We start from the raw sequence: 26,412 nt of genomic DNA, 5'->3' as shown, positions 1-26,412 counted from the left end.
TAAATTTTATCTAAAATTAAGTTTATATGGTATTATTGACTTTTAACATCATCACTATCGAAGCTTTATGTAAAAAAGATGCCCATGTTTCTGATGTTGAAAGGCTTAAAATTACCGCTGATAACACCAGGGCTGTCCTCAGGATTTTAGATATCCACGATATAAAAGCAAGCTTTTTTGTAGAGGTTTCCATCGCTGAAAAGCTGCACGATTTACTAAAAGCAATTTCATCCAAAGGGCATGAAATTGCTTTTTATAATCAAGATTCCACTCAGGAAGAAATTGAAAATGTGAAGAAGGGTATTCAGGATTTTCTGGTAAAACCGATCAAAGGAATCCGACAGAAAGACGTGAAAATTCCTCTTTCTGATCTGAAGCTGATGGAATTTAATTATGTTTCAAATATTGACAATGCTGATATTCTTTTCCCTTTCAAACGTCTGAAAAGAGATACTGAAATTGTAGAAGAGGATGGGTTGAGTATTGTTCCGGAAAGCATCTCCCCGTACAGCCAGCTTCCTTATAATGATTTTACATTTCAGATTCTGCCTGTAAGCTATTACCAGAATATGGTTTTTGAGACTCTTAAAAAAGACGATTTTGTTTTGATTTATCTTAATTCGTGGCAATTTACCGATTTCAGGAAATACCATTTTGATGTTCCTTTTTTCAGAAGGCTGAATTCAGGCAAAAAAATGGAGGACAAACTGGATGCCCTCCTTAGCTGGATCAACGAAAAAGAAATGGCAACTTCCCGGATGAAAGATTATATATTTTAAATCTGTTCTTCATTTTTACAGATGGCAAGGAGATCTGTAGAATAAGACATTTCTTTGTCGAATACGATGTCTTCGTGCGAATATTTACCTGCCAGATCAGGGGAAGTGTTGTGCTGCGATTGACTTTGCTTATTGTTTCTGTTTCTGATTTTCTTTACAAGGTCAAATGCCTTTTTCTGTAGATTTAAAAGAAAGACTTTTAAGAAATGAGGATAGATAATTAAAGTAGAAGGCAATAGAGCTAGTCTCTGCTTTCTTGTTCTTGTGATCTCTTCATGGATCAGATCCGAATCTGAACCTATCTTTAAAATTTCTACCTTCGTAAAATACTTTTTAAGAAGCTTTTCTAAGCTTTCCGGGGTATATTCCTTCAGGTGGAAAATATTCCACGGCTGCTGGATGTAATTAAAAAGCCGGTGCTTTTTATCGGGAGTTGAAATAATCAGTAATCCGCCGGGATTTAAGAGCTGCTTCAGTTTGGCGGTATATTTTTTATCATCCGGAACGTGTTCAATGACCTGAAAAGAGGTGATGATATCAAATTTTTCATTTCCCAGTTCGGCAATTGTTTTGAAATTCAGATTACCGGATTTGTATTCACGGTCTGCAAAATCAACTGCTTCCTTGCTGATGTCAACCCCTGTAACGCTTGCGGCAGTCTCGGAAAGCATGTGTGAGCCATACCCGGACCCGCATCCGTAGTCTAAGACTTTTTTATCTCCTACAAACTTTTTAGCGTATTCGTAGGTGGCAATGTGCATGAAATGCAGATATAGTTCAGATTTGTTTGTAAAATGATGAGGTATGATGTGTCTCTCGCCGGTATCCTTCATTTGCTGATTATTTGATTGACGGTTATTATGCCAGTTCAAAAAGAGTGATTTCCGGTAAAACACCCACTCTTCCCGGATATGCCAGTACCCCGAACCCTCTGTTCACGTAGAGCATTTTTCCTTCACTTTCATACAGGTCTGCCCATTTAGGATATTTGTATTGAACCGGGGACCATTTTATATTTTTAAGATCCAGTCCGAACTGCATACCGTGAGTATGTCCCGAAAGTGTCAGGTGAACGTTTCCAGGGTGCTTTTTTACCACGTAATCAAAATGGGTAGGGTCGTGGCTCATTAGAATTTTCGTGGCTGATTCCGGTACGTTTTTAAGGGCATCGTCTAATCTTCCGAATTGAGGGAATGGTTTTAAACCCCAGTTTTCAACGCCCAGGATGTATAGTTTTTCGCCATTTTTCTCAATGATCCGGTGTTCATTACGGAGCATATCAAAACCGGCCTGTCTTTCATAATCGATAAGGGTTTTAAGGTTTTGCTTCTTTTCTTCAGGTGAAGCCCACTGTACGTAGTCTCCATAATCGTGATTTCCAAGAACGGCAAACTTGCCGTCTTTGGCTTTTATTTTTGAAAACAGCGGGATAAACGGTTTGAATTCTTCAGCAACATTATTCACCATGTCACCGGTAAATAAAACAAGATCGGGATTCTGTTCATTAATAAGATCAATAGCATGCTGAAGTTTACCAGGGTCGGAAAAGCTTCCACTGTGAACATCCGAGATCTGTACAATTTTATAGCCTTCAAAACTCTTTGGAAGATTGGTGAAATTGATTCTTACTTTTCTTACTTTATGACGGTATTTTCCGAATGTGATCCCATCAATAAAAAGAGCTGAAAGAACACCGCCCAGACCCAGGCCCACGATGCTTAAAAACTTTCTTCTTTCCGGGAAATGATTTTCTGAAGACCCTGCTAAACCGATAAGATATCCGAAGATTCGGATGATATCGTCGATCAGAAGAAAGAGGACGACGAAAATTTTAGGAAGAATAAAGACCAGAAACAGTGAGATCATGATCTGGGCTCTCATCATATTTCGGTCGGCCCTGCTGAAATTTGTGATTTCGTACACTAAAAATCCGTATACTGAAAGCGAAATCACCCAATACACAATCCTGATCCAGAAATTATCGGTGAGGGTCTTGATGGCCTGATAAATATATATTTCCAGAAAAAGGAAAATGGCAGCAATTATTAAAAAGTTTTTTTGCATAACAGGTTTAAAAAAAGCACAAAGAATCATTTCCCTGTGCTTTTGTATTTTAAAATTAAATATTACGATTAAGGAAATCTGTATACGATAGCATTAATGTTCATTCCGGCACCTACCGACGTCATCACAATGTTACCTTTTTCTTTAAACGTTTGACCGTCCATTTTTCCTTTAATGATTAAATCATACATGGTAGGAATTGTTGCCACGGAGGAGTTTCCGAAGTCCTGAATCGTCATTGGGGAAATGGAATGGTCGTAATCTTTCACGTCGTAAAGTTTATGAAGTCTTTCGATCATTGCGTAGTCCATCTTCGCATTGGCCTGGTGAATCAGTATTTTGTTAATGTCTTCAATAGAAAGGCCTGCATCTTCGATGGTTTCTTTGATCGCTGCAGGAACGTTTTTAAGGGCATATTCATAAATCTTTCTGCCCTGCATTCTTACAAATAAACGGGTTTGGTCAGATTCTTTGTTGATGGATGGTCCGTTGGCTAAATAATCCAGTTCAAGACCGTTATCACAAATGGTATTATGGGCAATAATCCCTACATTTTCTTCGTCGGTTGCTTTTACAACGACCGCTCCGGCTCCGTCTGCAAAGATCATTCTGTTTCTGTCGTGAGGATCTGTTACTCTGCTTAGGGTTTCAGCACCGATTACAAGGATTGTTTTGGCAACTTTAGCTTTTATTAGATTATCTGCTAAGATCATTGCTTCCACCCATCCCGGGCATCCGAAAAGCATATCATAAGTGACACATTTTCTGTTTCTGATGCCTAATTTGTTCTTTACTCTCGCCGCCATCGTAGGCATAAAATCGGCATATCCGTGAACGGTTACTTCCCCGAAATTACTGGCGTAAATGATATAATCGAGATCTTCCTGATCTATTTTTGCGTCTTCAATCGCTATTTTGGCAGCCTCATACCCGATTTGAGAATTTGAAAGATCTTCTTCTATGAATCTCCGGTTCTCTATTTCTGTGATTTCTACAAATTTTGCAATAGTTTCTTCAGCAGGTTTATCAATCTTTACCCCGTCTTCTGTATAAAACTCTGAATCTAAGAAATAGTCTCTCCCAATAATTCTGCTGGGAAGGTAAGATCCAGAACCAATAATGATCGTATTCGGCATTCGTTTAAATGATTTTTTAAAGATGCAAAGTTAATAATTAATATTAATAACAGAGAATTAAAAATATTATTAAATTTGCAAAAATTGTACTTTACAATCCTATGAAAAATAATCCATCCTTAAAAGGCTTAATCATTGCAATTGTGGCTTTTGTATTCGCCTTTGGGATTTACTTCCTCTTTTTAGCCAAAAAAAATTATTATGTCGTAGACAATCCTACTTCCGCAACGTTTTACTATAAAATAAATGAAGGATCCGAAGGAACGATTGCCGGCGGACAGACCGTTCATGTGGATCTGAACAAAGGTAAAAACTCCATCAAGGTTTTCGACGGGAACAGGAAGCTGTTGTTTGATTCTGCATTTGAGGTGAATAAAGTACGCGGCCTTATTAATATTGCGCACCAGGATTATTATATCAACGATCAGTACTATGGCTACAACCTTAAAAAAGATTCACTACTTTTGGCGCTTGATAAAACCGTTATTGACGGAAAAGCATACTTTGGAGGAGCAAGACGCTTTAACAAATTATTTACTGACGATTTTTATTACAATGTAGATGAAGATTACGACAAAGTGATCAAAAATATCCAGCAGGTGGAGTCCAGATCAAAGATCTTCAGAAAACAGGATTACCTAAATTATTATAACGAATATTACAAGTTTTAAGTTTTGACAAAAGATATTACCAAAATTACACCCTACAATTCTGATGCTACGAAGAAGAGCCAGGTAGAGGATATGTTCGACAATATTGCACCGAAATACGATGTTCTGAATCGTGTGCTTTCCCTGAAAATTGATGTTTTATGGAGAAATACTTTGGTGAAATGGATGAAAAATGACCATCCGCAGGAAGTGCTGGATGTGGCTACAGGAACAGGAGATCTGGCGATCGCAATTGAAAAGGGAACAGGTTCCAGAGTGATAGGATTAGATTTATCGCAACAAATGTTAAATGTTGGCGTTATTAAAATAAAAAAACTTAAATTAGACGGCAAAATTTCCATGCAAAAAGGGGATGCGGAAAATTTACCTTTCGAGGAAAATAGATTCGATGCAGTGTCCGTTGCATTTGGAGTGAGGAATTTTGAGAACCTTACCAAAGGTTTGGCAGAGTTGAGAAGAGTGGTTAAAGATAACAAGAGTGTTTATATACTGGAGTTTTCAAAGGTTGAGGGTTTCATGGGGCCATTTTATATGTTTTATTTCAAAAATATATTACCTGCCATCGGCAGACTGGTTTCTAAGGATAATAGGGCATACACATACCTTCCGGATTCTGTAAATGCTTTTCCTTTCGGGGAAAAGATGAGACAAATTCTTTTAGATACAGGATTTAAAAAAGTTGAATATAAAAAACTAAGTTTAGGTATAGCCACAATTTATAAAGCAACAAAGTAACCTATGAGTAAATTTTTATTAAGAGCACTGGTTTTAACCTCAGTAAATATCGCCGTTTTTGCAAACGCGCAATTCAGAACCCGAAACAGAATGGATAAGTTGGAAGATTTCGACGAACAGAAATTCAGCTGGGGTTTTTATCTGAATGGTAACAGACTAGACTACCGTATCGTTTTGGATCCGAGATATGGGATGAATAATAATCAGAATCTTGTTTCATCTAAGGAAAGTTACAGCTTCGGTGCCGGATTGATCGCAAAATGGAGACTGAACGATTTTCTGGATGTAAGATTGGAACCAGGGTTACAATTCGGTCAGAGACAACTCACTTTTAATACCCAGTCGAATGACCAATACGCAGCAGGTACTTTAACGAATGCTCCTTTTATCCCTTTTCCTTTAACGGAGAAAGACAGGGTAAGAGAAATTAAAACGACTTTGGTAGACGTTCCCGTATTGCTTGAATTCCATGGAAGAAGATGGTACAACTCGAGACCGTATGTTGCTGCCGGGGTAAACTATATTGTCAACCTCCAGTCAAATTCAGATTCTACAGATGATAACCTTCAGCAGGTTTTCAGATCAACAACGCATAATTTTGCGTGGTCGGCAGAAATGGGGATTCAGTTTTACTTTAATAAATTTAAACTTACTCCGGCAATCAGAGGTACTTTTATCATGAACAATGAAATTGTGGCAGATAACGCGACAACGCCGCCGTACTGGACTTCTGCAATGTCTACTTTACAGACCAGAGCCGTATTTTTTGTGCTGAAATTCGAATAGGAAATATTCATAAAATATAAAAGGAGATGCATTTTGTGTCTCCTTTTCCTTTTGAAATCAAAATATAAGGACTTTTATTTTTGTTAGTGTTAATATTTTGTTATTTTTGCTATTAGTTAGAATATACAAAACCTGAAATGCTTCAAGATTTAGAAAACAATTTTTCAGAATTAGAAAAAAAGATTTTATTATTACAAAAGAATTATAAAAATCTTACTGAAAAATTCTCGGAATTAAGTATTGAGCATGAAGACCTGAAGAAGAAATACGATGAGGAAAGAAGAAAGAATCAGGTATTAGCAGAAGAACAAAAAAATATAAAACTTTATTCAGCAATATCAGGAAATCCTGAACATAACAGATTGATGAAGAATCACATCAACAGATTGGTTAAGGAAATAGATTTCTGTATTGCGCAGCTTCAAAACAGTGGATTATAATGGAAGTAAGAAGAATTACCATTAATATTGCAGGAAGGGTATATCCGCTGAACGTACCGGCAGCAGAAGAAGAAACACTGCGTAAAGTCGGGAAGCAGATTGAAAATATGATTAAAGATTTTGAACAGAATTTTGATGTCAGAGACAAGCAGGATGCATTAGCAATGTGTGCCCTGAAACTGGGAACCAATTCCGAAGTTGTGTCGATGAACTACGAAAAAACAATACAATCTACCAACGAAAGATTAGCAAATATCAATCAATCGTTGAATGAAACAGGGAAATAGATTTTTTTTCCCGGAAAATGCTGCCTACAATAATTCTAACACATTAAAGGTAAACTCAACGCTAAACAATTACCGAACAAATGTCCATTGAATGGCGTGCCGGTTCGTCCGGATTACAGACAGTGGAAATCAGTTCAAATCGTGTTGATTAGGAGTTTACTCTCAATCTCTGGATTATTGTGGGCTTTTTTTATGTAAATACAATTAAACTCAATATAAATTATGATAGAAGTTATAGTCGGCGTTGTTTGTTTGGTAATCGGAGCTGCTGTAGGAATATTTTTCTCCAGGAGTTCACTGAATACTAAAGCAAAATTCATTATAGACGATGCAAAGAAGAATGCCGAAAATCTTATAGAAAAAGCCAATGTACAGGCAGAATCCATAAAGAAAGAGAAAAATCTCCAGGCCAAGGAAAAATTTTTGGAGCTTAAATCCCAGCATGATGCAGATATCCAGGGTCGCGAAAAGAAAATGCAGGAGGTTGAAAAAAGAATCAAAGACAAAGAGCATAAGCTTAATGACGAGCTTAGCAAAGTAGGAAAGCTGGAAAAAGATCTTGATAAACAGATCGCGGATTATTCTAAAAAGACAGAAATTTTAGAAAGGAAACAACAGGAATTGGATGTTGCTACCGCTAAGAAAGTTGAAATTCTTGAAAAGATTTCCAATTACACGGCGGAAGAGGCAAAGGCAGAATTGGTGGAAACCATGAAGGCAGAGGCTAAAACAAGAGCTCAGGCACACGTTCAGAGTATCATGGAAGAAGCTCAGCTTAATGCAAAAAGTGAAGCCCGAAAAATCGTTATCCAGACCATTCAGAGAATTGGTACCGAACAGGCGATCGAAAACTCCGTATCGGTATTTAATATCGAATCTGATGAGGTAAAAGGAAGAATTATCGGTAGAGAAGGTAGAAATATCCGTGCTTTGGAAGCCGTTACCGGAGTAGAAATCATCGTTGACGATACTCCTGAAGCCATTCTTCTTTCATGTTTCGATCCTGTAAGAAGAGAGATTGCAAGATTATCCCTTCACCGATTGGTAACGGACGGAAGAATTCACCCGGCCAGAATCGAAGAAGTAGTAGAAAAGACAAGAAAGCAGATTGAAGAGGAAATTATTGAAGTAGGAAAAAGAACGATCATCGATCTTGGAATTCACGGGCTGCACCCTGAACTGATCAAAATTGTGGGTAGAATGAAATACCGTTCTTCTTACGGACAAAACTTACTACAGCACTCCAGAGAAGTAGCCAACATCGCTGCAACCATGGCTGCTGAATTAGGATTAAATGTAAAATTAGCAAAGAGAGCAGGTCTTTTACACGATATCGGAAAAGTTCCGGAGCAGGAATCTGAACTTCCGCACGCTTTACTGGGAATGCAGTGGGCTGAAAAATACGGTGAAAATGCAGAAGTGGTAAACGCTATCGGAGCTCACCATGATGAAGTGGAAATGACTTCATTACTGTCACCGATTATTCAGGTGGCGGATGCGATCTCCGGGGCAAGGCCGGGCGCCAGAAGACAGGTTCTTGAATCCTATATCCAGAGACTCAAAGATCTTGAATCGGCTGCGTTAAGTTTTGATGGCGTATCATCGGCTTATGCCATCCAGGCGGGTAGAGAACTGAGAGTAATGGTAGAAAGCGGAAAAGTAAATGATGAAGTGGCTTCTCAGTTATCTTACGACATTTCAGAGAAAATCCAGAATGAGCTTACTTATCCTGGGCAGGTAAAAGTAACCGTCATCAGAGAAACAAGAGCGGTGAATATTGCCAGATAATAATCATAAAAAGATATTTCATAAAAACCTTTCAAGAAATTGGAAGGTTTTTTATTTTTAGCAAAATTAATCAAAGATGCAAGAGCTTTCTTTTTCTTCAAAAATGAAGTATATTTTCTCCATTCCTGTCATTATTTCTGCATTAGGCTACTTTGTGGATATTTATGATCTGCTGTTGTTCGGTATCGTTCGGATTCCAAGCTTAAAAGCTTTAGGTCTAAATCCCGATACGGACGGAACATTCATCCTTAATGCACAGATGGTCGGATTGCTCATCGGAGGAATATTCTGGGGAATTTTCGGCGATAAAAAAGGAAGACTGTCGGTATTGTTCGGTTCAATTTTAGTGTACTCACTGGCGAATATTGCCTGTGGGTTCTTACCTTATTTTCCTGAAAAACATTTAGTCTATCAATATGCCGCTTTAAGGTTCATTGCAGGGATTGGCCTCGCCGGGGAGCTTGGCGCCGGAATTACACTCGTTTCTGAAAGCCTGCCGAAGAATCTGAGAGCTATCGGTACTTCGGTCGTTGCCGGATTCGGACTGATGGGAGCGGTTGTCGCGCAACTGACCGTAGAATTAGCCGGCGGCTGGAACATTTCTTATATTATTGGTGGCATCCTCGGAATCTTATTGTTATTCCTGAGAATCAGTGTATCGGAATCTGGGATTTATAAAAACATCGAACATCAGGCTGTTTCAAAAGGAAATTTTCTGTCATTTTTCGCGAATAAAGACCGGCTGACGAGGTATCTCAAATGTATTGCCATTGGATTGCCCACCTGGTTCTGCATTGGTATATTGGCTGTTTTGGCCAATCAGTTTGCTCCCGAGCTTGGCATTAAAGATCTCAGTCCCGGAAAAGCAATCATGTGGGCGTATGTAGGGATTTCTGTGGGTGATCTGGCAAGCGGATTTATTTCACATCTTTTAAAATCAAGGAAAAAAGCCATTCTATACATGCTGGCCTTTACCATTGTCGGCGTGGCGGTCATGCTTTTCGGTAATACCGATTCGGAAACGAAATATTATATTTTCTGCGTATGGCTGGGCTTGGGAACAGGATATTGGGCAATGTTCGTCACACTCGCCGCAGAACAGTTCGGGACGAATATCAGGAATACGGCTACCACCACCGTTCCGAATATGGTGCGCGGACTTGTTCCTGTGATGATCCTGGCCTTCGACTTTTTTAAGCGTGATTTTTCAGTCATCATTAGTGCGGCAATTGTTGGAGTTATTGTTTTCGGACTCGCCTTTTATTCATCATTGACCATATCCGAAACCCATGACAAAGACCTTGAATTTATAGAATAATCAGGGTTGTTTAAAATATTTAGGCCAACACTTCCGTTATAAGAATTAATTAAGTTGAACAATATAAATAATTTATGAAATTTAATATTAAATTATGCTTCGAATAATTAATATTTGTTTAACTTTGAATGTAATTAAAATATATCACCATTAAAACCAATCACAATGAAAAATTTTTTGAAAAACGCCAAGAAATTAAAAAATTCAGAACTTAAAAACATCGTAGGAGGTGTAGGAGGCGGAGGTTCTTTAGGAACACCGGACCTGTCACTTTGCGGATGTAGCTGTACCGGTGCTGTTACAGGCCCTAAGTACTGCTCATCTTACATCGCTTGTCCTCAGGTAATTACCTGCTAAGTAAAGAGTTATTTCAGACAGAATAAACATTTCCACATTTAATACGCAAAAGCCTTTCGGTTCTCCGGGAGGTTTTTGTCATAATAATATAACCGGTACGTAGAATGCTTCAATGCCCATTTTTTAGGAGCTTAATCTTGCTTTCCGCTGTATCTTTTGGGTGGCCGCCACCGCTCCGTGCCGGCCGCCACCCAAAAGGATGCCGCTGCAATCAAGGCTAGGGTAGCAGGTTTCAAAAACCCATTACCTACAATGTAAAATGAACAGCAGGCTTCCGATACTGATGAAAATCCACAGGAAAACAGCAAATGCCAGTGGTTTTATCCCAATACTTTTTAAGGCGCTGATTGAAAGTGTAGAACCGATAAGGAATAGAGTGAGATTTAAACCTGATTTAGCAGCCATGGTAATAAGAGCGCTTAAATTTCCGATCGGGAAATACGTATTAAGCAAAATAGCCAGAATAAAATACCCGATAAACCAGGGAACCTTTATTTTTGATTCTTTACTTTTAAAGATAAACATGGTCAGCAAAGAAACGGGAATTATCCATAAGGCACGGGCCAGCTTAACGGTCGTTGCAATATTCAGTGCTTCGTTGCCGTATTTGGCGGCCGCTCCTACGACCGAACTGGTATCATGAATCCCGATCGCGCACCACAACCCGAACTGTTCCTGTGTGAGATGTAAAAAATGCCCGATGGCCGGATAGACAAACAAAGCAATGGAATTCAATGTAAATACAATCGCGAGGGCAAGCGATATCTGTTTAGGCTGAGGCTTGATAATAGGAGAAGTTGCTGCAATGGCACTTCCCCCGCAAATTGCCGTTCCGACAGAAATTAAAAAAGATAAAGGCCGTTCAATGTTCAGCAATTTCCCGGAAATATATCCCAGCGTCATCACTGTAGAAATGCTGATCACCGTCAGCATAAAACCAGATCTTCCGGCTTCCAGAGCTTCATTCAGCTTTAAGCCGAATCCCAAACCGACAATCGAAACCTGCAGCAATACATGAATATACTGGTTAAGGCTTTTCTCAAAAGGATTTCCGATAAGCATTACCAGCACAAATCCCATAAGCAAGGCAACCGGTGAAGAAACAAAAGGACTAAGGCAGACAATCGCCGTAAGAATGAAGATGGTTTTGCGTAAACGTTCATTTTGAATGAATTGTTCCATGTGTAAAACTTTAAATTATTCTTCAAAATTCTACAAATAATCATCACCAGATAAATCGTATTTTGTTATAATGGATAACTTTTGGTTATAATGCGTTAGTTTACATCTGCAAATTTCAGGAATAATCTTATTAGATTCGACTGCTCACCTTTCGGAAGAATAAAATGAAAATCTCTTTCAATGGTAAAATTTTTAATGTCAACAATGCTGAAAAGATTGTTTTTCAGTTCATTTAAAACGGTGCTGATCGACAGAAAGGCCATGCTTTCCGAATGCAAAAGGTAATTTTTAATACTTTCACTGCTCCCGAGCTGCATGACTACATTAAGCTTATCCGTGTCAATTCCGTTTTCTTTCAGACGGTTTTGAATAAACTCTAATGATCCCGAGCCGTGTTCCCTGAAAACCAGATCAACCGAATACAGATCCTGTACATTTATTGTTTTATGCACTAACGGATGCCCGGATTTTGCCACGAGAACAATCTCATCTCTTTTAAATTTCCGGTATTCAAAATAACTGGACTGCTATTCGCCCTCAATGATGCCGAGATCGATTTTTCCTTCTTTGAGCAGTTCAGAAATCATTTCTGTATTGTGGGCAATCAGTTCGATTCTCAGGTCTTTATAGTAAGATTTGAATTTAGCCAGGATTTCCGGCAGAACATATTGTGCTACTGTGGTACTTGCGCCGATGATCAGCTTTCCTTTATATTGCTGATTCATCTGGCTGATTTCAAATTCAAGATCGCGGTAAATATTCCTGATCTTTTCAGCATATTCAAATAAAATTTTCCCGCTTGGCGTCAGCTGGATGGAAGTCCCTTTCCGGTCGAACAATCTCGTGTGAAGCTGGTTTTCTATTTCTTTAATGTGCTTGGTAACGGCGGGCTGTGAGATATTCAGTTCATCTGAAGCTCTGGTAAAGCTCAGACGGGAAGCAACGGTGTGAAAAACTTTTAATCGGTAATCAAACATCATTAAAGGTATGAATTTACATTAAAATTTATGAATAAATCTGCCATTATACATCCTCGAAGTTTTTATCGGCAAGGTTATCAAATCTGCTGTTTTTGGCTTCTCCGATCTTCTGTTTCGTGTAAATGCTGTTATTTCCTGAAAAAAGATAGGCTGCCACACATGCCACCGCGACATAAACGCCACATTCAGCACCGAATAGTTCTATTCCCATTAAGGTACACGCCAGCGGAGTATTGGTGGCCCCTGCAAATACGGCGACGAAACCCATGCCTGCCAGCAGTGCAAAAGGAAGCGGGATCACTATGGAAAGGGCACTGCCCAAGGTCGCACCAATGAAGAACAAAGGCGTTACTTCACCACCCTTGAAGCCGGCGGAAAGGGTAACGACCGTAAAAAGTATTTTTAAAGCAAAATCATACAGTGGCAGCTGTTTCCCGAAGGCTTCTTCAATAGAGGGAATTCCGAGCCCGATATATCTTGTCGTTCCCATCACGAATACGGCAAGAGCGACGATAACTCCTCCAAGCAAAGGCCTGAAGGGTGGATAATGTATTTTGGATTTGAAAATGAAACTCGTTTTGTGCATCATTTTACTGAATGTTGCCGCACAGACCCCAAACAAAATTCCTGCTATGATGCAGTAAATAAAAGATAAAAAATCAATTTTTGGGACAAAGTCGATGTGGTAATGGGTATGCTGAACATTCCAGAGCTTTGTCACGCAATCGGCCAGGATTGCTGAAGCAAAAGCAGGGAAAAGCGCATTATACCTGATTTTACCTATTAAGAAAACTTCCAGTCCGAAAACGGCACCCGCCAAAGGAGTTCCGAAAACCGAACCGAAGCCCGCTGCGATGGCTGAGATAATTAATATCTTTCTCTCATTCTGGCTTAACCGAAGAAGGCGAGTGAATTGATCCGAAATGGCTCCTGCCATTTGTAAAGCTGTCCCCTCACGGCCTGCGGATCCTCCGAAAAAATGCGTGACGATCGTTCCCAGGTAAACAAAAGGGGCCATTTTAAAAGGAATTCTTTCTTTGTCGGGCTGATGAATCGTCTCCAGAAGTAGATTATTCCCCCCTTCTGCATCTTTTCCGAAATAATAGTAGAGCATACCGACGGCTAATCCTGCCAAAGGAAGAAAAGCAATGATCCAGAGATGTTTTTCTCTGAAATTTGTGGCCCACGACAGCGATTCTAAAAACCCTGCCGAGGCAGTTCCTACAAGCAGTCCGACGATCATGCTTATTGAAAACCATTTAGTGACATACAGCAATGCCGGATATTTCCTGGAAAAAAACAGGATTTGAATTTTTGTCTTTCTTTTTAAATTTCCTGAAGGTTGTGACATAACTTCCCTGATCAAATTACTGTTAATAATCTTTTTAATCAGGCGTCATCAGCTTTGAAAAGCGGTTGGGTAAGGAAGAACACCATTTCCTTTTGTTGATACAAAGATAAAAATTATTTCACAAAGAAATCGTGTTTGGCAATAAAATCACGGCTGATGCGGATGCTTTCGAACATATCTTTGTCGCTGGAGTCCTGTTCGAGAAACCAATGCCGGAGACCTGCCTTTTCTTTAGCTTTAAAAATTCTTTGAAAATCAATGCTGCCGTTTCCGATTTCGGTAAAATCTTTGGTAGCGGAATTCATATCTTTTACATGCCACAATGGGAATCTCTTCGGGTATTTGTCGAAGTAAAGCAGAGGATCAATGCCGGCTTTTGCCATCCAGTATAAATCCAGTTCCATCTTCACTAAATCGGGTGACGCCGCATTTAAAATAAAATCATAAACCGTCTGTGTATCGTCGAATTTATCAAATTCAAAATCATGATTGTGATAGGCAAACTGTATTCCTGCTTTTTTAGCGGTCTCACCGGATCTTTCCAGGAGCTCAGGGAGTTTTCTGTAATTTTCCAGAATTCTTTCTTCCGGGAACAGGTAAGAACAGACCATATACTGCGAGCCTATAAAATGAAGATCTTCTACTGATTTTTCCCAGTTTTCCAGCAAGGTGCCCTGTTCTTTATGCAGTATTCCTGTGGTGTGATGCGAGCTGATGACGGTCATTCCCGTATTGCTGAGGATATTTTTAAATTCGTTGCGGTTTTTGCCGAAAAAAGTACCGTTGTAGCCGTAAATTTCAAGCCCGGTGAAACCCATCGCTGAAAGTTTTTCCAGGGTTTTTTCCGGATTTTCCGCAATAGCGTCACGAACGGTATATAACTGAATAGCCAATGTGTTTTTTTTATTTGTTAAATGAGACATTCCACAGGAATACAAACCCAAAAATCCCAGGGAGGAAATTTTGATAAAGTCTTTTCTATGCATTACAGAAAAGGTTTCATTTCATCTTCAATCTGGGTTCGCAGCTCCATCAGGCGCTTGGCGTACTGTTCCTGCTGCTTTTCCTCGTCGGTTTCGGGAATCCATTTGGGGACGGGAAGTTTCTTTCCGTTTTCATCCACCGCTACGAAAACGATGATGCAGTGCGTCTTTTTATCGAAGTTCGGCTGCTTGAGGTTTCTGGAAAATACATTGATAGAAATGTGCATGCTGGAAGAACCGGTATAGATCACCTGGGCTTCAACCTTTACAATTTCCCCGATCTTAATGGGTTCATAAAACCTGATTCCGCCTACATAAACCGTTACCGAATAATTTCCGCTCCAGGTGGTGGCGCACGCATAGCCGGCCTGATCGATCCATTTCATTACACTTCCCCCGTGTACGTTGCCGCCGTAATTCACATCCGAAGGCTCGGAAATAAACTGAAAAGTAATAGGCTTGTTATCCATGAGTCATAAAATTTGAATAAAGGTATTTATAATTTTTAAAATTTTAGATTAAATCTTACTTTTGAAGGCCGGAAACTCTTGAATTTCCGCTTTACTATTAAATTTATTCGTTTATGAAAAAAGTATTTCATTTAAATACATGTGACACCTGCAGGAAGATCCTTGCACAGTTCGATTTGTCAGACTGGGACAAAAGAGAGATCAGGAAAGAGCCGGTAACCGAACAGGAATTGGCTGAAATGTATGAGAAAACAGGATCTTATGAAGCATTGTTCAGCAGAAAGTCTACACAGATCAAGCAGAGAGGGCTGGATGTAAAATCCCTGACAGAAAAAGACTTTAAAGAATTGCTGCTGAATCATTACACCTTTCTGAAACGTCCGGTATTTCTCAAGGATGACCGTATTTTCATTGGAAATGATAAGAAAAATGTAGAGGAATTGAAGACGTTTTTTGGAGTGGAATAATGAGCTGAATTCAAGAATCGGTATAAACCTAACGGGTTTTTAAAACCCGTTAGGTTTTTTTGTGAATCAATCGTTAGCGGGAAACAAAATGCAGTTGCAGGAAGTCTCCAACAGTTTGCGGGAAACAAAATACAGTTGCAGGAAGTCTCAAACAAAATGTTTCGTGATCAACAGCTTCAAAAATCCTGATTAGTAGAATCCAAGCTCGGGCTAAAGCGATAAACATCAATAGGAATGGGCTTCAGCCCTTTTTTAAAAAATGAAATATGCTCATTGGCTTTAGCCAAATCTTAATACAGTCAGCCTGATGCTACTGTAATTACCTGCTGGCCTTAGGGTCGGGCCCCGGAAAAAATAAAACCTGCCCAAACGGCAGGTTTTACATTTATTTGTAAAACTTTGTCAAAGATTTTGAACTTTGACAAAGTGAGGTTGTCTGATTTAAACAAAGGGTGCTTTCACCACTTTGGCAGGGATATTCTTGTTTCTTACCTGGATGAAGATTTCAGAACCCAGTTTGAAGTGCGGTTTGTCTACATAAGCAAGACCCAATCCAACTTTTTTCATGGGCGACTGTGTTCCGGAAGTTACTTTTCCGATCACGTTTCCTTCTGCATCTACAACAGGATAGTCGTGTCTTGGAACGCCTTTGTCGGTCAGCTCGAAGCCCACCAGTTTTCTGGTAACACCTTCTTCTTTCTGTTTGGCAAAAGTCTCTTTGGAAACAAAATCTTTATCGAATTTTGTGATCCATCCCAATCCGGCTTCGATAGGAGAGGTGGTATCGTCGATGTCGTTTCCGTACAGGCAAAATCCTTTTTCAAGACGTAGCGTGTCTCTGGAAGCCAATCCGCAAGGGATAATTCCTTCTTCGGCGCCGGCTTCGATAATGGCGTCCCAAAGTTTCTCGGCAGATTCATTTTTAAAATAAATTTCGAAACCTCCGCTTCCGGTGTAGCCGGTGTTGGAAATAATAACATCATTCACTCCGGCTACGGAACCTACCGTAAAATGGTAATAAGGAATGTCTGCAAGAGGGGTTTCTGTTAATTTCTGAAGAATTTCAGTGGCTTTCGGTCCCTGAACAGCCAATAAGGACATGTCGTCTGAAGCATTGGTCATTTTGGCCCCGAAAGTATTGTATTTCGAAATATGATCCCAGTCTTTATCGATGTTTGAAGCATTTACCACTACGAAATACTTGTCGTCTGCCATTTTATAAACGATAAGGTCATCCACGATTCCTCCGTTTTCATTGGGAAGGCATGAGTACTGGGCTTTTCCGTTTTCAAGAGTATCTAAGTTATTGGTGGTCACGTACTGCAGAAGGTCTCTGGAACCAGGCCCTTCAATGAAAAACTGTCCCATGTGGGAAACATCGAACAGGCCCGCTTTTTCTCTTACGGCAAAATGTTCTTCCGTCACTCCGGAATATTGTACAGGCATTTCAAAACCTGCAAAAGGTACGATTTTAGCACCCAAAGATACGTGCTTGTCGTACAATGCTGTCTTCTTCATAGTTAATTTTTATTTCTATTTCTTTATTTTAAAACTGTCAAAAGCTTCGTTGAAAATCTTCATATAATTTCCGTTCCAGTATTTCTGTCCGCAATTCACGGAAACCAGGTAAAGGTTTTTGTCTTTCTGGAAAACTTTTGTCAGCCAGATGAGCTTTTCTTTCTCGTCGAAGTATTCGTAAAAATATTCGGTGTATCCTTTTTTACTGCCTTTGGAAATCACTTTCTTTTCATCATCTGAAGACTGATACAGCGCAAGGATGAATTTTTTGGTTTCAGCCTTGGGAAGATTCAGGTCATGGTATTCGGAAATCGTGATGGCGCCTACCTGATTGGGAGGGAAAATATTGATGATATCATCGTTATTGGTCACTTTCCAGCCGGCCGGATGGCTGATGGAGTAATTTTCGCTGTCGTAGGTCTCCGTAGGAATAGATTGTGCAAACACAAACAATCCCGTCAACAGCAGGAAAGCAGAAATTATTTTTCTCATGAATTGAAATGGTGTTTATATTCTTCAAGAATGATCTTGAACCATTCTGTGAAATGTTCCGGATATTCGGACATCTCGAGGTCGAGGTCTTCAGGGGTAATGTATCGTACTTCTTCCACTTCTTCTTTATTAAGATGAAATTCATCTTCGAAGGTTCCTACAAAAACATGATCGAGCTCATGCTCCCAAAGTCCGTTCCCTACATCGGCTTTATAAATGAAACTGAATTTTTCGGAAAGTTCAGCCTCAATGCCCAGTTCTTCCTTTACCCTGCGTTTTGCCCCTTCGAGATAAGTTTCCCCGATTCTTGGGTGAGAGCACACCGCGTTGGTCCATTTCAATGGAGAATGGTATTTTCCGGAAGCTCTTTTCTGTAAAAGCATTTCTCCTTTTCCGTTGAAAAGAAATACTGAAAAAGCTCTGTGCAGAAGGCCGTTGATGTGCGCCTGTTGCTTCTCCATGAGGCCTGTAACCTGATCTTCGGGGCTAACTAAAACTACGTATTCTTCCATTTCTACAAATGTAAGTGTAATAAATGTATTTTGGAAATTTTTGGATAAACATCATGATTTAAGATGAATAAATGATAGTAAATTCACTCACGGAGATGAAATTCATGAAATTATTTTATCTGCTAAATTTTATTAGCCGCCCAAAAGAATATTTTTAACTTTAATGATAATATTCTCATTATTTAATTAAAATTATTTGTTAAATATTTAAATTTAGTTTAAAAAAATCATATTTATAAACTTTGGCGGGGCATATTAATGTAAAAGCCTTAACTTTGTCACTCAAATTTTTATGATGGAATTAGAGTACATAGAACACATTAGCCCGATCCTGAAAGACGGCGTAAAAAACTACCTGATCGATATCGACGGAACGATTACCGAAGATGTTCCGAACGAAGAACCCGAAAGAATGGTAACCTGCGAACCTTTTCCCGATGCCCTTGAAACCATCAATAAATGGTACGATGAAGGTCATCAGATCTGTTTCTTTACCTCAAGAACGGAAAACCTCAAGCAGATCACCATCGACTGGCTCAATAAGCACGGATTCAAATACCACAGTGTATTATGCGGGAAACCGAGAGGCGGGAACTACCACTGGATCGATAACCACCTCGTAAGAGCAACCAGATACAAAGGCAAATTTACCGATCTTGTTGAAAAGCAGGTAACCATAGAAGTTTTCAAAGAAGAAGAATAAATTTTTTAATAAATAGATTAAACGATTAATTCTTCCTACGGTCGATCATGTTGTTTAATCTTCAGTAAAATATCCCATAAGTTTATGAAAGTTTTAGCAAACGACGGCCTGGATCAATCCGGAATTGATGCATTAACTGAAAAAGGTTTTGAAGTGATCACCACAAAAGTTCCCCAGGAATTTCTGATGGAGTACATTAATGAGCATAAAATCCGTACCCTGTTGGTACGAAGCGCAACACAGGTAAGAAAAGACCTTATTGACAATTGTCCGTCCCTGGAAATCATCGGACGCGGCGGTGTCGGAATGGATAATATCGACGTGGAATACGCAAGAGAAAAGGGAATTCATGTCATCAATACACCGTCTGCCTCTTCAGAATCGGTAGCCGAGCTTGTTTTTGCCCACCTGTTTTCAGGAGCAAGATTCCTTCAGGATTCCAACCGCAAAATGCCTGTCTCAGGTGATACCGAATTTGCCGCTCTTAAAAAAGCTTATGCCGCCGGGATCGAACTGAAAGGCAAAACCATAGGAATCGTAGGAATGGGTAGAATAGGGCAGGAAGTAGCCAAGATCGCCCTAGGCCTCGGAATGAGAGTCGTGGCAGCTGACAGCAACGTAGGAAAAGCAAGCATCAAAGTAACTTTCTATAATAAACAGTTTATCAATGTAGATATCGAAACCGAACCGCTACAGGATGTACTTCAGCATTCCGATTTTATCACGCTGCACGTTCCGGCCCAGAAAGACGGATACATGATCGGAAAGAATGAGTTTGACATGATGAAAGATGGGGTAGCCATCGTAAACTGCTCTAGAGGCGGCGTGATCGATGAAGCTGCTTTAATCGAAGCCCTCAATTCAGGAAAGGTGAAGTTTGCCGGACTCGATGTTTTCATCAATGAACCGACACCATCCAAAGAAATCCTTACCCATCCTAAAATTTCAATGACCCCGCACACCGGCGCTTCCACGCTGGAGGCTCAGGACAGGATCGGGCTTTCACTGGCAGAGCAGATCTCCAGTATATTGCAGATTCAGTAGTTTGTAAAAAATAGAAGCACTTCATACCGAAGTGCTTTTCCTTTTATAAATTGTTTTTTGTCTTCAAAAGATCCCTGATCTCCATCAGTAATTTCTGGTCTTCCGTAAGTACCGGTGCCGCAGGCGCTTCTTCTTTAGGCTTTTTATTGAGGCTGTTGACCCCTTTGATCAGCAGGAATAATACAAAGGCCACAATCAGGAAGCTGATCACCGAAGACAGGAAATTCCCGTACTTCACGCCTCCCCATGAAAGCTCTGCAATGTTTTTTACATTAGCCTTTTCCAACGCCGGATTCAGAAGAAGAGGCGTAATAATATCATCTACAAATGACTTGACAATAGCACTGAAAGCAGCACCAATGATCACCCCGACAGCCAGGTCGAGAACATTCCCCTTAAATGCAAATTCTTTAAATTCTTTTACAAATCCCATATTATATTTTTTTAAGTTTATCCGAAAACAGGGAATTAAGTTACAAAAAAATGGGTAAACTATTTATATTTAAAATATATTCTTAAGGAATTAATAAAAATCAGGCATGAATTTTAATGTGATCTATGATATATCTCTTGACGTAAATTTTTAAATTTACTTTTTCGTAAATTGCTTAAAAGACCTTACCAAAACATTATCAATGAAAATTTTCACAGCACAGCAGATCCGCGATTGCGATCAGTATACCATAAAGAATGAGCCTGTTCCTTCGATCCTGCTTATGGAAAGAGCGGCAGAAGCCTGTGTAGACTGGATCTCGGAAAACTGCAATCATCACCGGAATTTTGCCATATTCTGCGGAAACGGAAACAACGGCGGGGATGGATTTGCCCTGGCCAGAATGCTGTACCAAAAAGGGTTTGATATCGATGTATTTACCCATTCAAAAGCGAAATTCTCTCCCGATGCCCAGGAAAATTTTAAACAGATCAAAGAAATATCAGGGATCACCGTAAGAGAATTGAAAGAAGCAATGAGCTACCGCTTCGACAGCAGGACCGTCATTATCGATGCTCTTTTCGGAATCGGGCTTTCCAGGATCCTGGAGGGAGAAAGTAAAGATCTGGTAGAATTTTTAAACCGAAAAAAGAATATAAAGATCTCTATTGACCTGCCGTCGGGACTTATGGCTGATGGTATTCCCGGGAACGAGAACGCTGCGGTTTTTATGGCAGATTATACGCTCAGCTTCCAGTTTTGGAAAAAGACTTTCCTGCATCCTGAAACAGGAACGTTTGCCGGCAAAGTTCATATCCTGGATATCGGCTTAAGTCAGGACTATATCAATGACACCGAAACCGAAGATTTTGTCACCGATGAGGAAGTAATCAAAAGCATCTTTAAAGTAAGAAGCGAGTTTTCTCATAAAGGAACTTACGGAAAAGCCACCATCGCAGGCGGAAGCTACGGGAAAATAGGGGCTGCGGTACTTTCTGCAAGAGCCGCTCTCAGAATGGGGGCAGGCCTTACTTTCGTTCTGGCCCCGAAATGCGGATATGAAATTCTGCAGACCTCCGATCCCGAAGCCATGTTTACAGAAGGCGGCGAAAACTATATAGAGCGGTTCGAAATCGATGAAACCTCCGTATGCGGAATCGGACCCGGACTGGGAACCCACAAAAAAACAGCGGAAGGTCTTTTAAAATTCCTTAAAAGCTATTCAAAACCTTTAATTCTGGACGCAGATGCATTAAATATCATTGCTGAGAATCATAGTGTCTCTTCTTTAATTCCGCAGAGATCCATTATTACCCCTCATCCGAAAGAATTCGAAAGACTCTTTGGAAAGACGGAAAACTCTTTTGAAAGAACAGCACTGGCCAGGAACAAAGCTCAGGAACTTAAAATCTATATCGTCTTAAAAGACCATCATACGCAGGTGATCACCCCGGAAGGGAAGGTCTTCTACAATATCACAGGAAACTCCGGGCTGGCAAAAGGAGGTAGTGGGGATATTCTGACGGGTATTATTACTTCGTTACTCGCCCAGCAGTATTCTGAAGAAGAGGCCGCCCTGCTTGGCGTGTGGTTTCACGGTAAAGCCGCGGAGCTCGCTTCTGAAAAACATTCCAGGGAATTTATGTTGCCTACCGATGTTATTGCGGAATTCGGAAATGTCTTTGCGGAACTGAATGCTAAACTTCAGAAGGTTTTGTGAAATAATGATTGGATAAATAATAGATAAATAAGGGAAACTAAGTTTAGCAATAACCCCGCAGAATACAAAAAAGCAAGCCTGAAGAGACTTGCTTTTTTTACGGCTGTTCCGTAAGTTGATGTATTTTAAAAACTATTCAGGTTTTTCGTTTTCGGCCTGCGTAATTTTGAATTTTTTAGAAATGATCATGATCACAACTCCGGCAATCATGAAAGGGATCGATAGTACCTGCCCTGTATTCAGCCCTCCAAACTGGATGAATTCATCACCCTGAGGTTCTTTAAGGAATTCCACAAAGAATCTGATCGCCCATAGAATGATGAAAAATAAACCGAAAAGCCATCCCTGCTGGTATTTCTTATCCGTTTTTCTGTATAAAACCCACAAAAGGATAAAAAGGCACACATAGCCAACAGCTTCGAAAAGTTGGGAAGGATATCTCGGAATAGTTACTCCATATTCACTGCTCTGTTGCGGGAAAAGTAAAGCAAAAGGAGAGTTGGGATCTGCCGGTTTTCCGATAATTTCAGAGTTGAAGAAATTCCCCATTCTTACGAATGCTCCACCCAAAGCAACGACGATTCCCAATCGGTCGTATACCCAGAAAGGATTTTTTTTAATGATCTTAAATGAATAATAAAGAGTGGTAAAGATCAAAGCGATAGTTGCTCCGTGACTTGCCAGTCCCGAAAAACCTGTGAATTTTAATCCGTTTTTGGTACTGATCGGCAGGAATACGCTCCAGAAATCTTCTTTGAATAATTCCGGCTGGTAGAAGATGACGTGTCCAAGACGTGCTCCGAGGATTGTTCCGATAAGGGTCCAGGTAAAGAGCGGCTCAAGATATTTTTGGTTTACGTTGTCAATTTTAAAAATTCTGTTCATTAAAATATAGCCGAATCCGAATGCGAAAATAAACATTAAGCTGTAAAAATGCAGGGTGATCGGGCCCAGCACAATTCCTTTCGACGGATCCCAGATTTTAAAAGGAGTCTCCAGGCTCACCTGGTCTGCTGAGGTGATCACTTTATTTGATTTTACAGCATACTTGAAAGTGGAGATACTCTCTTTTGTAGCAGGAGATTCGATCAGTCTGAATTTCTTATCCAAAAGCTGATATCCCGTCTTTTTCAATTTATCCAGGGTTAAAGCGCCGAAGCTGAAGAAAGCAGGTTCAAGATTGGATTCGTTCAGGATGATCAGGACATTTCCGTCTACTTTCCTGTCCGGGAAAGCATTAAGGTCTCCCAGTTCCGTTGTGCTGTAGATCTTTACGGGAACCGGTGCGGAGTTTACTTTTAAAGTCCCTTCCGACATTCCGTCCGGATAATTCTGCGCAAAAAGACATTGGCTGATCAGCGCAAAAATGACGAGATACATTCTGAAAAAAATATTACTCATTTCTATTTTTTTAGTAGTTTGTTTTTATTCTAATGTTTACATTTTTTTGGGGGTACGGGATCATACCCGCTTCCTCCCCAGGGATGGCATCTTGAAATTCTCTTCACGCCCAGCCAAAACCCTTTAATAGGTCCGTGAATCTGCAACGCTTTTACCATATAGTGCGAACATGTAGGTTCATACCTGCAGTTTTTGGGCAGCAGCGGCGAAATAAACCATTGGTAAAACCGGATAAGAATTACCAGGGGAAATGTGATGATCTTGTTGGCTGTGACTTTCAAAACATTGCAAAAATAGGCTAAAAAAATGGAAATCGGTTTAAATATGTCATAAGTTTCGGCAGCACAGACGCGTGTTCGTCGGAGAATTTCCGGGGTTGGCCGATTTGCGGTTTTGAAGAGATTATCCGAATTGCAACAAGTTTGAAAAGACCAATCAGCTGTCGATTCAATAATGATTAAAAGCCTCCGAAGAGGCTTTTATTACTGTTTTGTAAAAACTAGATTGTTTGTCTCTGGTAAATAGATCGTCGTATCTGCTCCATTAGGGCAGTTTATGTTAGTTAATATTACACCTTCCGGTTGATATCTCCATTTTATGTGTGTTGCATCTATTAACTGTAAATCAACATCTCCCCATCCATACTGGCAATCACCTCCTGAATAAATAAAAGAAATCAACTGATTTGGAAAAATTGTACTACTTTCAATATTAGAGTTCTCAATACTTAAATTCATCGTACTTTTTATTACTGTACCTTGAGAATTTTTTATACTATAGCGGATAAATAGCATATCTTGGTAATAAATATGTGTGCCCAATTTCATATAATGATGGTCAATCTTGTCTATTTTAATAGTAATTTCTTTATTGTTAAAACTAGCTTTCCATATTCCAACAAAAGGCAATAATTCATTATTTATATCTTTTAAGTATGCATTGTTAGAAATTGTAGAAAAACTTGTATTTAGTGGATAAATTTGTTGGGCCTTACAAGATATGGTAAGCAAGATAATTGATAATAAAAATATATTTTTCATATCGGTGTAAGTTAAAGAGCCTCAGAAGAGGCTTTTTATTACTGTTTTGTAAAAACTAGATTGTTTGTCTCTGGTAAATAGATGGTAGTATCTGCTCCATTGGGACAGTTTATATTAGTTAAAATTACACCTTCAGGTTGATAGCTCCACTTAATATGTGTTGCATCTATTAACTGCAAATCAACATCTCCCCATCCATACTGGCAATCACCTCCTTGATATACAAAAGATACAAGATTTTGATTAGGAAAAGTTCCAATGCTCTTGATTCCAGATTGAGATATAGGTAAGTTAATTGTACTTTTTATTACTGTTCCTTGCGCGTTTTTTACACTATAGCGAATAAATAGTACATCTTGATAAAATATTTTTCTACCAGATTCTATAAGATGTTGGTTAATCTTATCAACTTTAATTATGATTTCTTTGTTACTGAAATTGGCCTTCCATTTTCCGGTAAAAGGGAGTAACTCATTATTAATATCTTTTAAATAGGTATGATTCTGAATATCAGAAAAACTTGTATTTAGTGGATAGATCTGTTGTGCCTTACAAGATATGGTTAGTAAGATTATTGATATTAAAAATATATTTTTCATATCGGTGTAAGTTAAAAAGCCTCTTGGGAGCTTCTCATTACTATTTTGTAAAAATCAAATCCTTTGTTTCCGGCAGATAAATTGTTGTATCCAAATTAGGAGGGCATTTGGCAGCTGTTGTTGTGATATCATCTGGGCGGTATTCCCAGGAAATTTGTGTAGTATTAAGCTTTTTTAATATAATTCTTCCCCATCCTACACTACAGTTAGTACCACTATAGAAAAAGTTTACTGCATTTTGCGAAGGCGTTGTGCTGATACTATAAAGTTCAATGTTATATAAATTATTATTTAAGGTATTCTCTAAAACTAAACCTGCTGAATTTTTTATAATGTATTTTATTATCAGAGCATCGATGTAATAATTTTTTTGCGCTGTTTTCTCCGGTTTTTGTGTTTGTTTAGATATATATAGGATTACTTCATTACCATTGAAATTCGCTTTGTAAGTACCTATATAAGGGTTAAGCTCGTTGTTTAAATCTTTTAGATATGAGTTTTGAGGTACCTCTTCATAATCTGCATTTAAAGGATAAATCTGTTGTGCTTTGCACGATATTAATGTTATAATTAACACTAGAATAGAAAATCTTTTTTTCATGTACTAATATTTTAAAGTTGATCAAATAGGGCAAGGGGTTCCGGTTGGTATACCGTTACTATTTACATTTATATTTATAACAGAACCATTAGAATCTATTTTTTGTAAATTTACATCTCCATTTATTCCCATGTTTTTTAATGTATCAAAGAAGAGTTTTTCAAGTCCAGCTTCATTAAGCATCGCACCATTATTGATGGAATAAGAAGAATCTTTTAACAATTTATCTACTTTTTTTTGATAGTCCTTTTCAAATTGTTTCATTTGTGTAGATGTAAAAACATAACTTCCTCCAGTTCCTATATCCGCTGCTTCGCCCGTGTACTGAATAACATAATGCAATATTTTTTTATTACTTGGCGGGCAATTGCACCATTCCGCGGCAATCATTCCAAAATAAGCATCATTTACATTATCCTGCGCTGCGGCAAAGCCCAACAGCGTGTCAGCGATATCCGGTGGAGAAAACATATGTGTGCCATTAGCAGTATGGTTGTGATAACCTCCGTAGCCATCCGTAACATTGTTATATATCACTTTACGCGATGCGTTGAC

At 39.2% G+C, this 26,412-nt stretch carries 30 protein-coding genes, 1 pseudogene and 1 riboswitch; of the genes and pseudogenes, 13 read left to right on the top strand and 18 right to left on the bottom strand.

The genetic code is table 11. The features are described from left to right. Positions 1-26: 26 nt before the first annotated feature. Complete coding sequence (locus tag AC0N32_RS11585; RefSeq protein ID WP_476394018.1) at positions 27-779, top strand: polysaccharide deacetylase family protein; 753 nt, start codon at positions 27-29, stop codon at positions 777-779. Here the strand turns inward: AC0N32_RS11585 and AC0N32_RS11580 are convergent. The 3 genes from AC0N32_RS11580 to AC0N32_RS11570 form a co-directional block, all read right to left on the bottom strand. Next, positions 776-1,612 (bottom strand): class I SAM-dependent methyltransferase, encoded by an 837-nt coding sequence (locus AC0N32_RS11580; RefSeq protein WP_476394017.1) that lies wholly within the window; start codon positions 1,610-1,612, stop codon positions 776-778. The two genes, AC0N32_RS11585 and AC0N32_RS11580, sit on opposite strands and share 4 nt — an antisense overlap. A 25-nt stretch (positions 1,613-1,637) precedes the next feature. Then, positions 1,638-2,843, bottom strand: coding sequence for a metallophosphoesterase (locus AC0N32_RS11575; RefSeq protein ID WP_476394016.1), 1,206 nt, complete (start codon positions 2,841-2,843; stop codon positions 1,638-1,640). Positions 2,844-2,911: 68 nt separating this feature from the next. Beyond that, on the bottom strand, positions 2,912-3,979 hold the full coding sequence (locus AC0N32_RS11570; RefSeq protein ID WP_476394015.1) for a 3-oxoacyl-ACP synthase III family protein: 1,068 nt from the start codon (positions 3,977-3,979) through the stop codon (positions 2,912-2,914). A gap of 101 nt (positions 3,980-4,080) precedes the next feature. Between AC0N32_RS11570 and AC0N32_RS11565 the strand changes: the two genes are divergently transcribed. From AC0N32_RS11565 to AC0N32_RS11530, 8 genes are all read left to right on the top strand, one after another. Beyond that, a complete protein-coding gene (locus tag AC0N32_RS11565; protein ID WP_476394014.1) occupies positions 4,081-4,650 on the top strand; it encodes a hypothetical protein in 570 nt (189 codons plus the stop codon). A 3-nt stretch (positions 4,651-4,653) separates the two neighbouring features. Beyond that, positions 4,654-5,385 (top strand): bifunctional demethylmenaquinone methyltransferase/2-methoxy-6-polyprenyl-1,4-benzoquinol methylase UbiE, encoded by a 732-nt coding sequence (gene ubiE, locus AC0N32_RS11560; RefSeq protein WP_476394013.1) that lies wholly within the window; start codon positions 4,654-4,656, stop codon positions 5,383-5,385. Between the two features lie 3 nt (positions 5,386-5,388). Then, a complete protein-coding gene (porT, locus tag AC0N32_RS11555; protein ID WP_476394012.1) occupies positions 5,389-6,171 on the top strand; it encodes a type IX secretion/gliding motility protein PorT/SprT in 783 nt (260 codons plus the stop codon). 137 nt (positions 6,172-6,308) lie between these two features. Beyond that, complete coding sequence (locus AC0N32_RS11550) at positions 6,309-6,611, top strand: hypothetical protein (protein WP_476394011.1); 303 nt, start codon at positions 6,309-6,311, stop codon at positions 6,609-6,611. Beyond that, on the top strand, positions 6,611-6,898 hold the full coding sequence (locus tag AC0N32_RS11545; protein WP_476394010.1) for a cell division protein ZapA: 288 nt from the start codon (positions 6,611-6,613) through the stop codon (positions 6,896-6,898). Before AC0N32_RS11550 ends, AC0N32_RS11545 begins: the two co-directional genes overlap by 1 nt. Before the next feature lie 222 nt (positions 6,899-7,120). Then, on the top strand, positions 7,121-8,686 hold the full coding sequence (gene rny, locus AC0N32_RS11540; protein WP_476394009.1) for a ribonuclease Y: 1,566 nt from the start codon (positions 7,121-7,123) through the stop codon (positions 8,684-8,686). Between the two features lie 76 nt (positions 8,687-8,762). Next, complete coding sequence (locus AC0N32_RS11535) at positions 8,763-10,004, top strand: MFS transporter (protein WP_476394008.1); 1,242 nt, start codon at positions 8,763-8,765, stop codon at positions 10,002-10,004. A gap of 165 nt (positions 10,005-10,169) precedes the next feature. Continuing rightward, positions 10,170-10,361, top strand: a complete 192-nt coding sequence (locus tag AC0N32_RS11530) for a hypothetical protein (RefSeq protein WP_476394007.1) — start codon at positions 10,170-10,172, stop codon at positions 10,359-10,361. Positions 10,362-10,604: 243 nt separating this feature from the next. Here AC0N32_RS11530 and AC0N32_RS11525 read toward each other — a convergent pair whose 3' ends face one another. The 5 genes and pseudogenes from AC0N32_RS11525 to AC0N32_RS11505 form a co-directional block, all read right to left on the bottom strand. Then, positions 10,605-11,543: a YeiH family protein gene (locus AC0N32_RS11525; RefSeq protein WP_476394006.1), complete on the bottom strand. Its 939-nt coding sequence runs from the start codon at positions 11,541-11,543 to the stop codon at positions 10,605-10,607. Positions 11,544-11,638: 95 nt separating this feature from the next. Continuing rightward, a pseudogene (locus AC0N32_RS11520) lies at positions 11,639-12,520 on the bottom strand (LysR substrate-binding domain-containing protein). 46 nt (positions 12,521-12,566) lie between these two features. Beyond that, positions 12,567-13,874: a voltage-gated chloride channel family protein gene (locus tag AC0N32_RS11515; protein WP_476394005.1), complete on the bottom strand. Its 1,308-nt coding sequence runs from the start codon at positions 13,872-13,874 to the stop codon at positions 12,567-12,569. Between the two features lie 32 nt (positions 13,875-13,906). After that, a riboswitch (Fluoride riboswitch) is annotated at positions 13,907-13,973 on the bottom strand. Positions 13,974-13,987: 14 nt separating this feature from the next. Continuing rightward, complete coding sequence (locus tag AC0N32_RS11510; protein ID WP_476394004.1) at positions 13,988-14,860, bottom strand: sugar phosphate isomerase/epimerase family protein; 873 nt, start codon at positions 14,858-14,860, stop codon at positions 13,988-13,990. Next, on the bottom strand, positions 14,860-15,327 hold the full coding sequence (locus AC0N32_RS11505) for an acyl-CoA thioesterase (RefSeq protein ID WP_449387813.1): 468 nt from the start codon (positions 15,325-15,327) through the stop codon (positions 14,860-14,862). Before AC0N32_RS11505 ends, AC0N32_RS11510 begins: the two co-directional genes overlap by 1 nt. Positions 15,328-15,440: 113 nt before the next feature. On the opposite strand from AC0N32_RS11505, the gene AC0N32_RS11500 reads away from it, so the two are divergent. Beyond that, on the top strand, positions 15,441-15,794 hold the full coding sequence (locus tag AC0N32_RS11500) for an arsenate reductase family protein (RefSeq protein ID WP_476394003.1): 354 nt from the start codon (positions 15,441-15,443) through the stop codon (positions 15,792-15,794). A gap of 441 nt (positions 15,795-16,235) precedes the next feature. Here the strand turns inward: AC0N32_RS11500 and gcvT are convergent, their stop codons facing one another. The 3 genes from gcvT to idi are packed head-to-tail and all read right to left on the bottom strand — an operon-like array spanning position 16,236 to position 18,316. Further along, positions 16,236-17,312, bottom strand: coding sequence for a glycine cleavage system aminomethyltransferase GcvT (gene gcvT / locus AC0N32_RS11495; RefSeq protein ID WP_476394002.1), 1,077 nt, complete (start codon positions 17,310-17,312; stop codon positions 16,236-16,238). A 15-nt stretch (positions 17,313-17,327) separates the two neighbouring features. After that, complete coding sequence (locus AC0N32_RS11490; protein ID WP_476394001.1) at positions 17,328-17,804, bottom strand: hypothetical protein; 477 nt, start codon at positions 17,802-17,804, stop codon at positions 17,328-17,330. Continuing rightward, on the bottom strand, positions 17,801-18,316 hold the full coding sequence (gene idi, locus AC0N32_RS11485; RefSeq protein ID WP_476394000.1) for an isopentenyl-diphosphate Delta-isomerase: 516 nt from the start codon (positions 18,314-18,316) through the stop codon (positions 17,801-17,803). Before idi ends, AC0N32_RS11490 begins: the two co-directional genes overlap by 4 nt. A gap of 295 nt (positions 18,317-18,611) precedes the next feature. Between idi and AC0N32_RS11480 the strand changes: the two genes are divergently transcribed. Further along, positions 18,612-19,019: an LNS2 domain-containing protein gene (locus AC0N32_RS11480; RefSeq protein ID WP_476394160.1), complete on the top strand. Its 408-nt coding sequence runs from the start codon at positions 18,612-18,614 to the stop codon at positions 19,017-19,019. A gap of 84 nt (positions 19,020-19,103) precedes the next feature. Then, positions 19,104-20,063 carry a D-2-hydroxyacid dehydrogenase gene (locus AC0N32_RS11475; RefSeq protein ID WP_476393999.1) on the top strand — a complete coding sequence of 320 codons (960 nt, stop codon included), beginning with the start codon at positions 19,104-19,106 and terminating at the stop codon, positions 20,061-20,063. A gap of 43 nt (positions 20,064-20,106) precedes the next feature. Here AC0N32_RS11475 and mscL read toward each other — a convergent pair whose 3' ends face one another. Beyond that, the gene (gene mscL / locus AC0N32_RS11470) at positions 20,107-20,496 is read right to left on the bottom strand and encodes a large conductance mechanosensitive channel protein MscL (protein ID WP_476393998.1); all 390 of its coding nucleotides are present in this window, start codon (positions 20,494-20,496) and stop codon (positions 20,107-20,109) included. 202 nt (positions 20,497-20,698) lie between these two features. On the opposite strand from mscL, the gene AC0N32_RS11465 reads away from it, so the two are divergent. Beyond that, positions 20,699-22,216, top strand: a complete 1,518-nt coding sequence (locus tag AC0N32_RS11465) for an NAD(P)H-hydrate dehydratase (RefSeq protein WP_476393997.1) — start codon at positions 20,699-20,701, stop codon at positions 22,214-22,216. A 132-nt stretch (positions 22,217-22,348) separates the two neighbouring features. On the opposite strand, the gene lgt is transcribed toward AC0N32_RS11465, so the two are convergent. The 6 genes from lgt to AC0N32_RS11435 all read right to left on the bottom strand — a co-directional run bounded on the left by lgt (position 22,349) and on the right by AC0N32_RS11435 (position 26,394). Further along, a complete protein-coding gene (lgt, locus tag AC0N32_RS11460) occupies positions 22,349-23,215 on the bottom strand; it encodes a prolipoprotein diacylglyceryl transferase (protein ID WP_476394159.1) in 867 nt (288 codons plus the stop codon). Between the two features lie 431 nt (positions 23,216-23,646). Next, positions 23,647-23,898, bottom strand: a complete 252-nt coding sequence (gene yidD, locus AC0N32_RS11455) for a membrane protein insertion efficiency factor YidD (protein ID WP_476393996.1) — start codon at positions 23,896-23,898, stop codon at positions 23,647-23,649. Positions 23,899-24,099: 201 nt separating this feature from the next. Next, a complete protein-coding gene (locus tag AC0N32_RS11450; protein WP_476393995.1) occupies positions 24,100-24,657 on the bottom strand; it encodes a DUF6705 family protein in 558 nt (185 codons plus the stop codon). Between the two features lie 38 nt (positions 24,658-24,695). Continuing rightward, on the bottom strand, positions 24,696-25,256 hold the full coding sequence (locus AC0N32_RS11445) for a DUF6705 family protein (RefSeq protein WP_476393994.1): 561 nt from the start codon (positions 25,254-25,256) through the stop codon (positions 24,696-24,698). A gap of 40 nt (positions 25,257-25,296) precedes the next feature. Continuing rightward, a complete protein-coding gene (locus tag AC0N32_RS11440; protein WP_476393993.1) occupies positions 25,297-25,857 on the bottom strand; it encodes a DUF6705 family protein in 561 nt (186 codons plus the stop codon). A 21-nt stretch (positions 25,858-25,878) separates the two neighbouring features. Further along, positions 25,879-26,394, bottom strand: a complete 516-nt coding sequence (locus AC0N32_RS11435) for a hypothetical protein (protein ID WP_476393992.1) — start codon at positions 26,392-26,394, stop codon at positions 25,879-25,881. Positions 26,395-26,412: the final 18 nt, after the last annotated feature.

The organism is Chryseobacterium endophyticum, assembly GCF_056333165.1.
The sequence above is the reverse complement of the archived record's forward strand: the minus strand, read 5'-3'. Positions and strand labels throughout refer to the sequence as shown.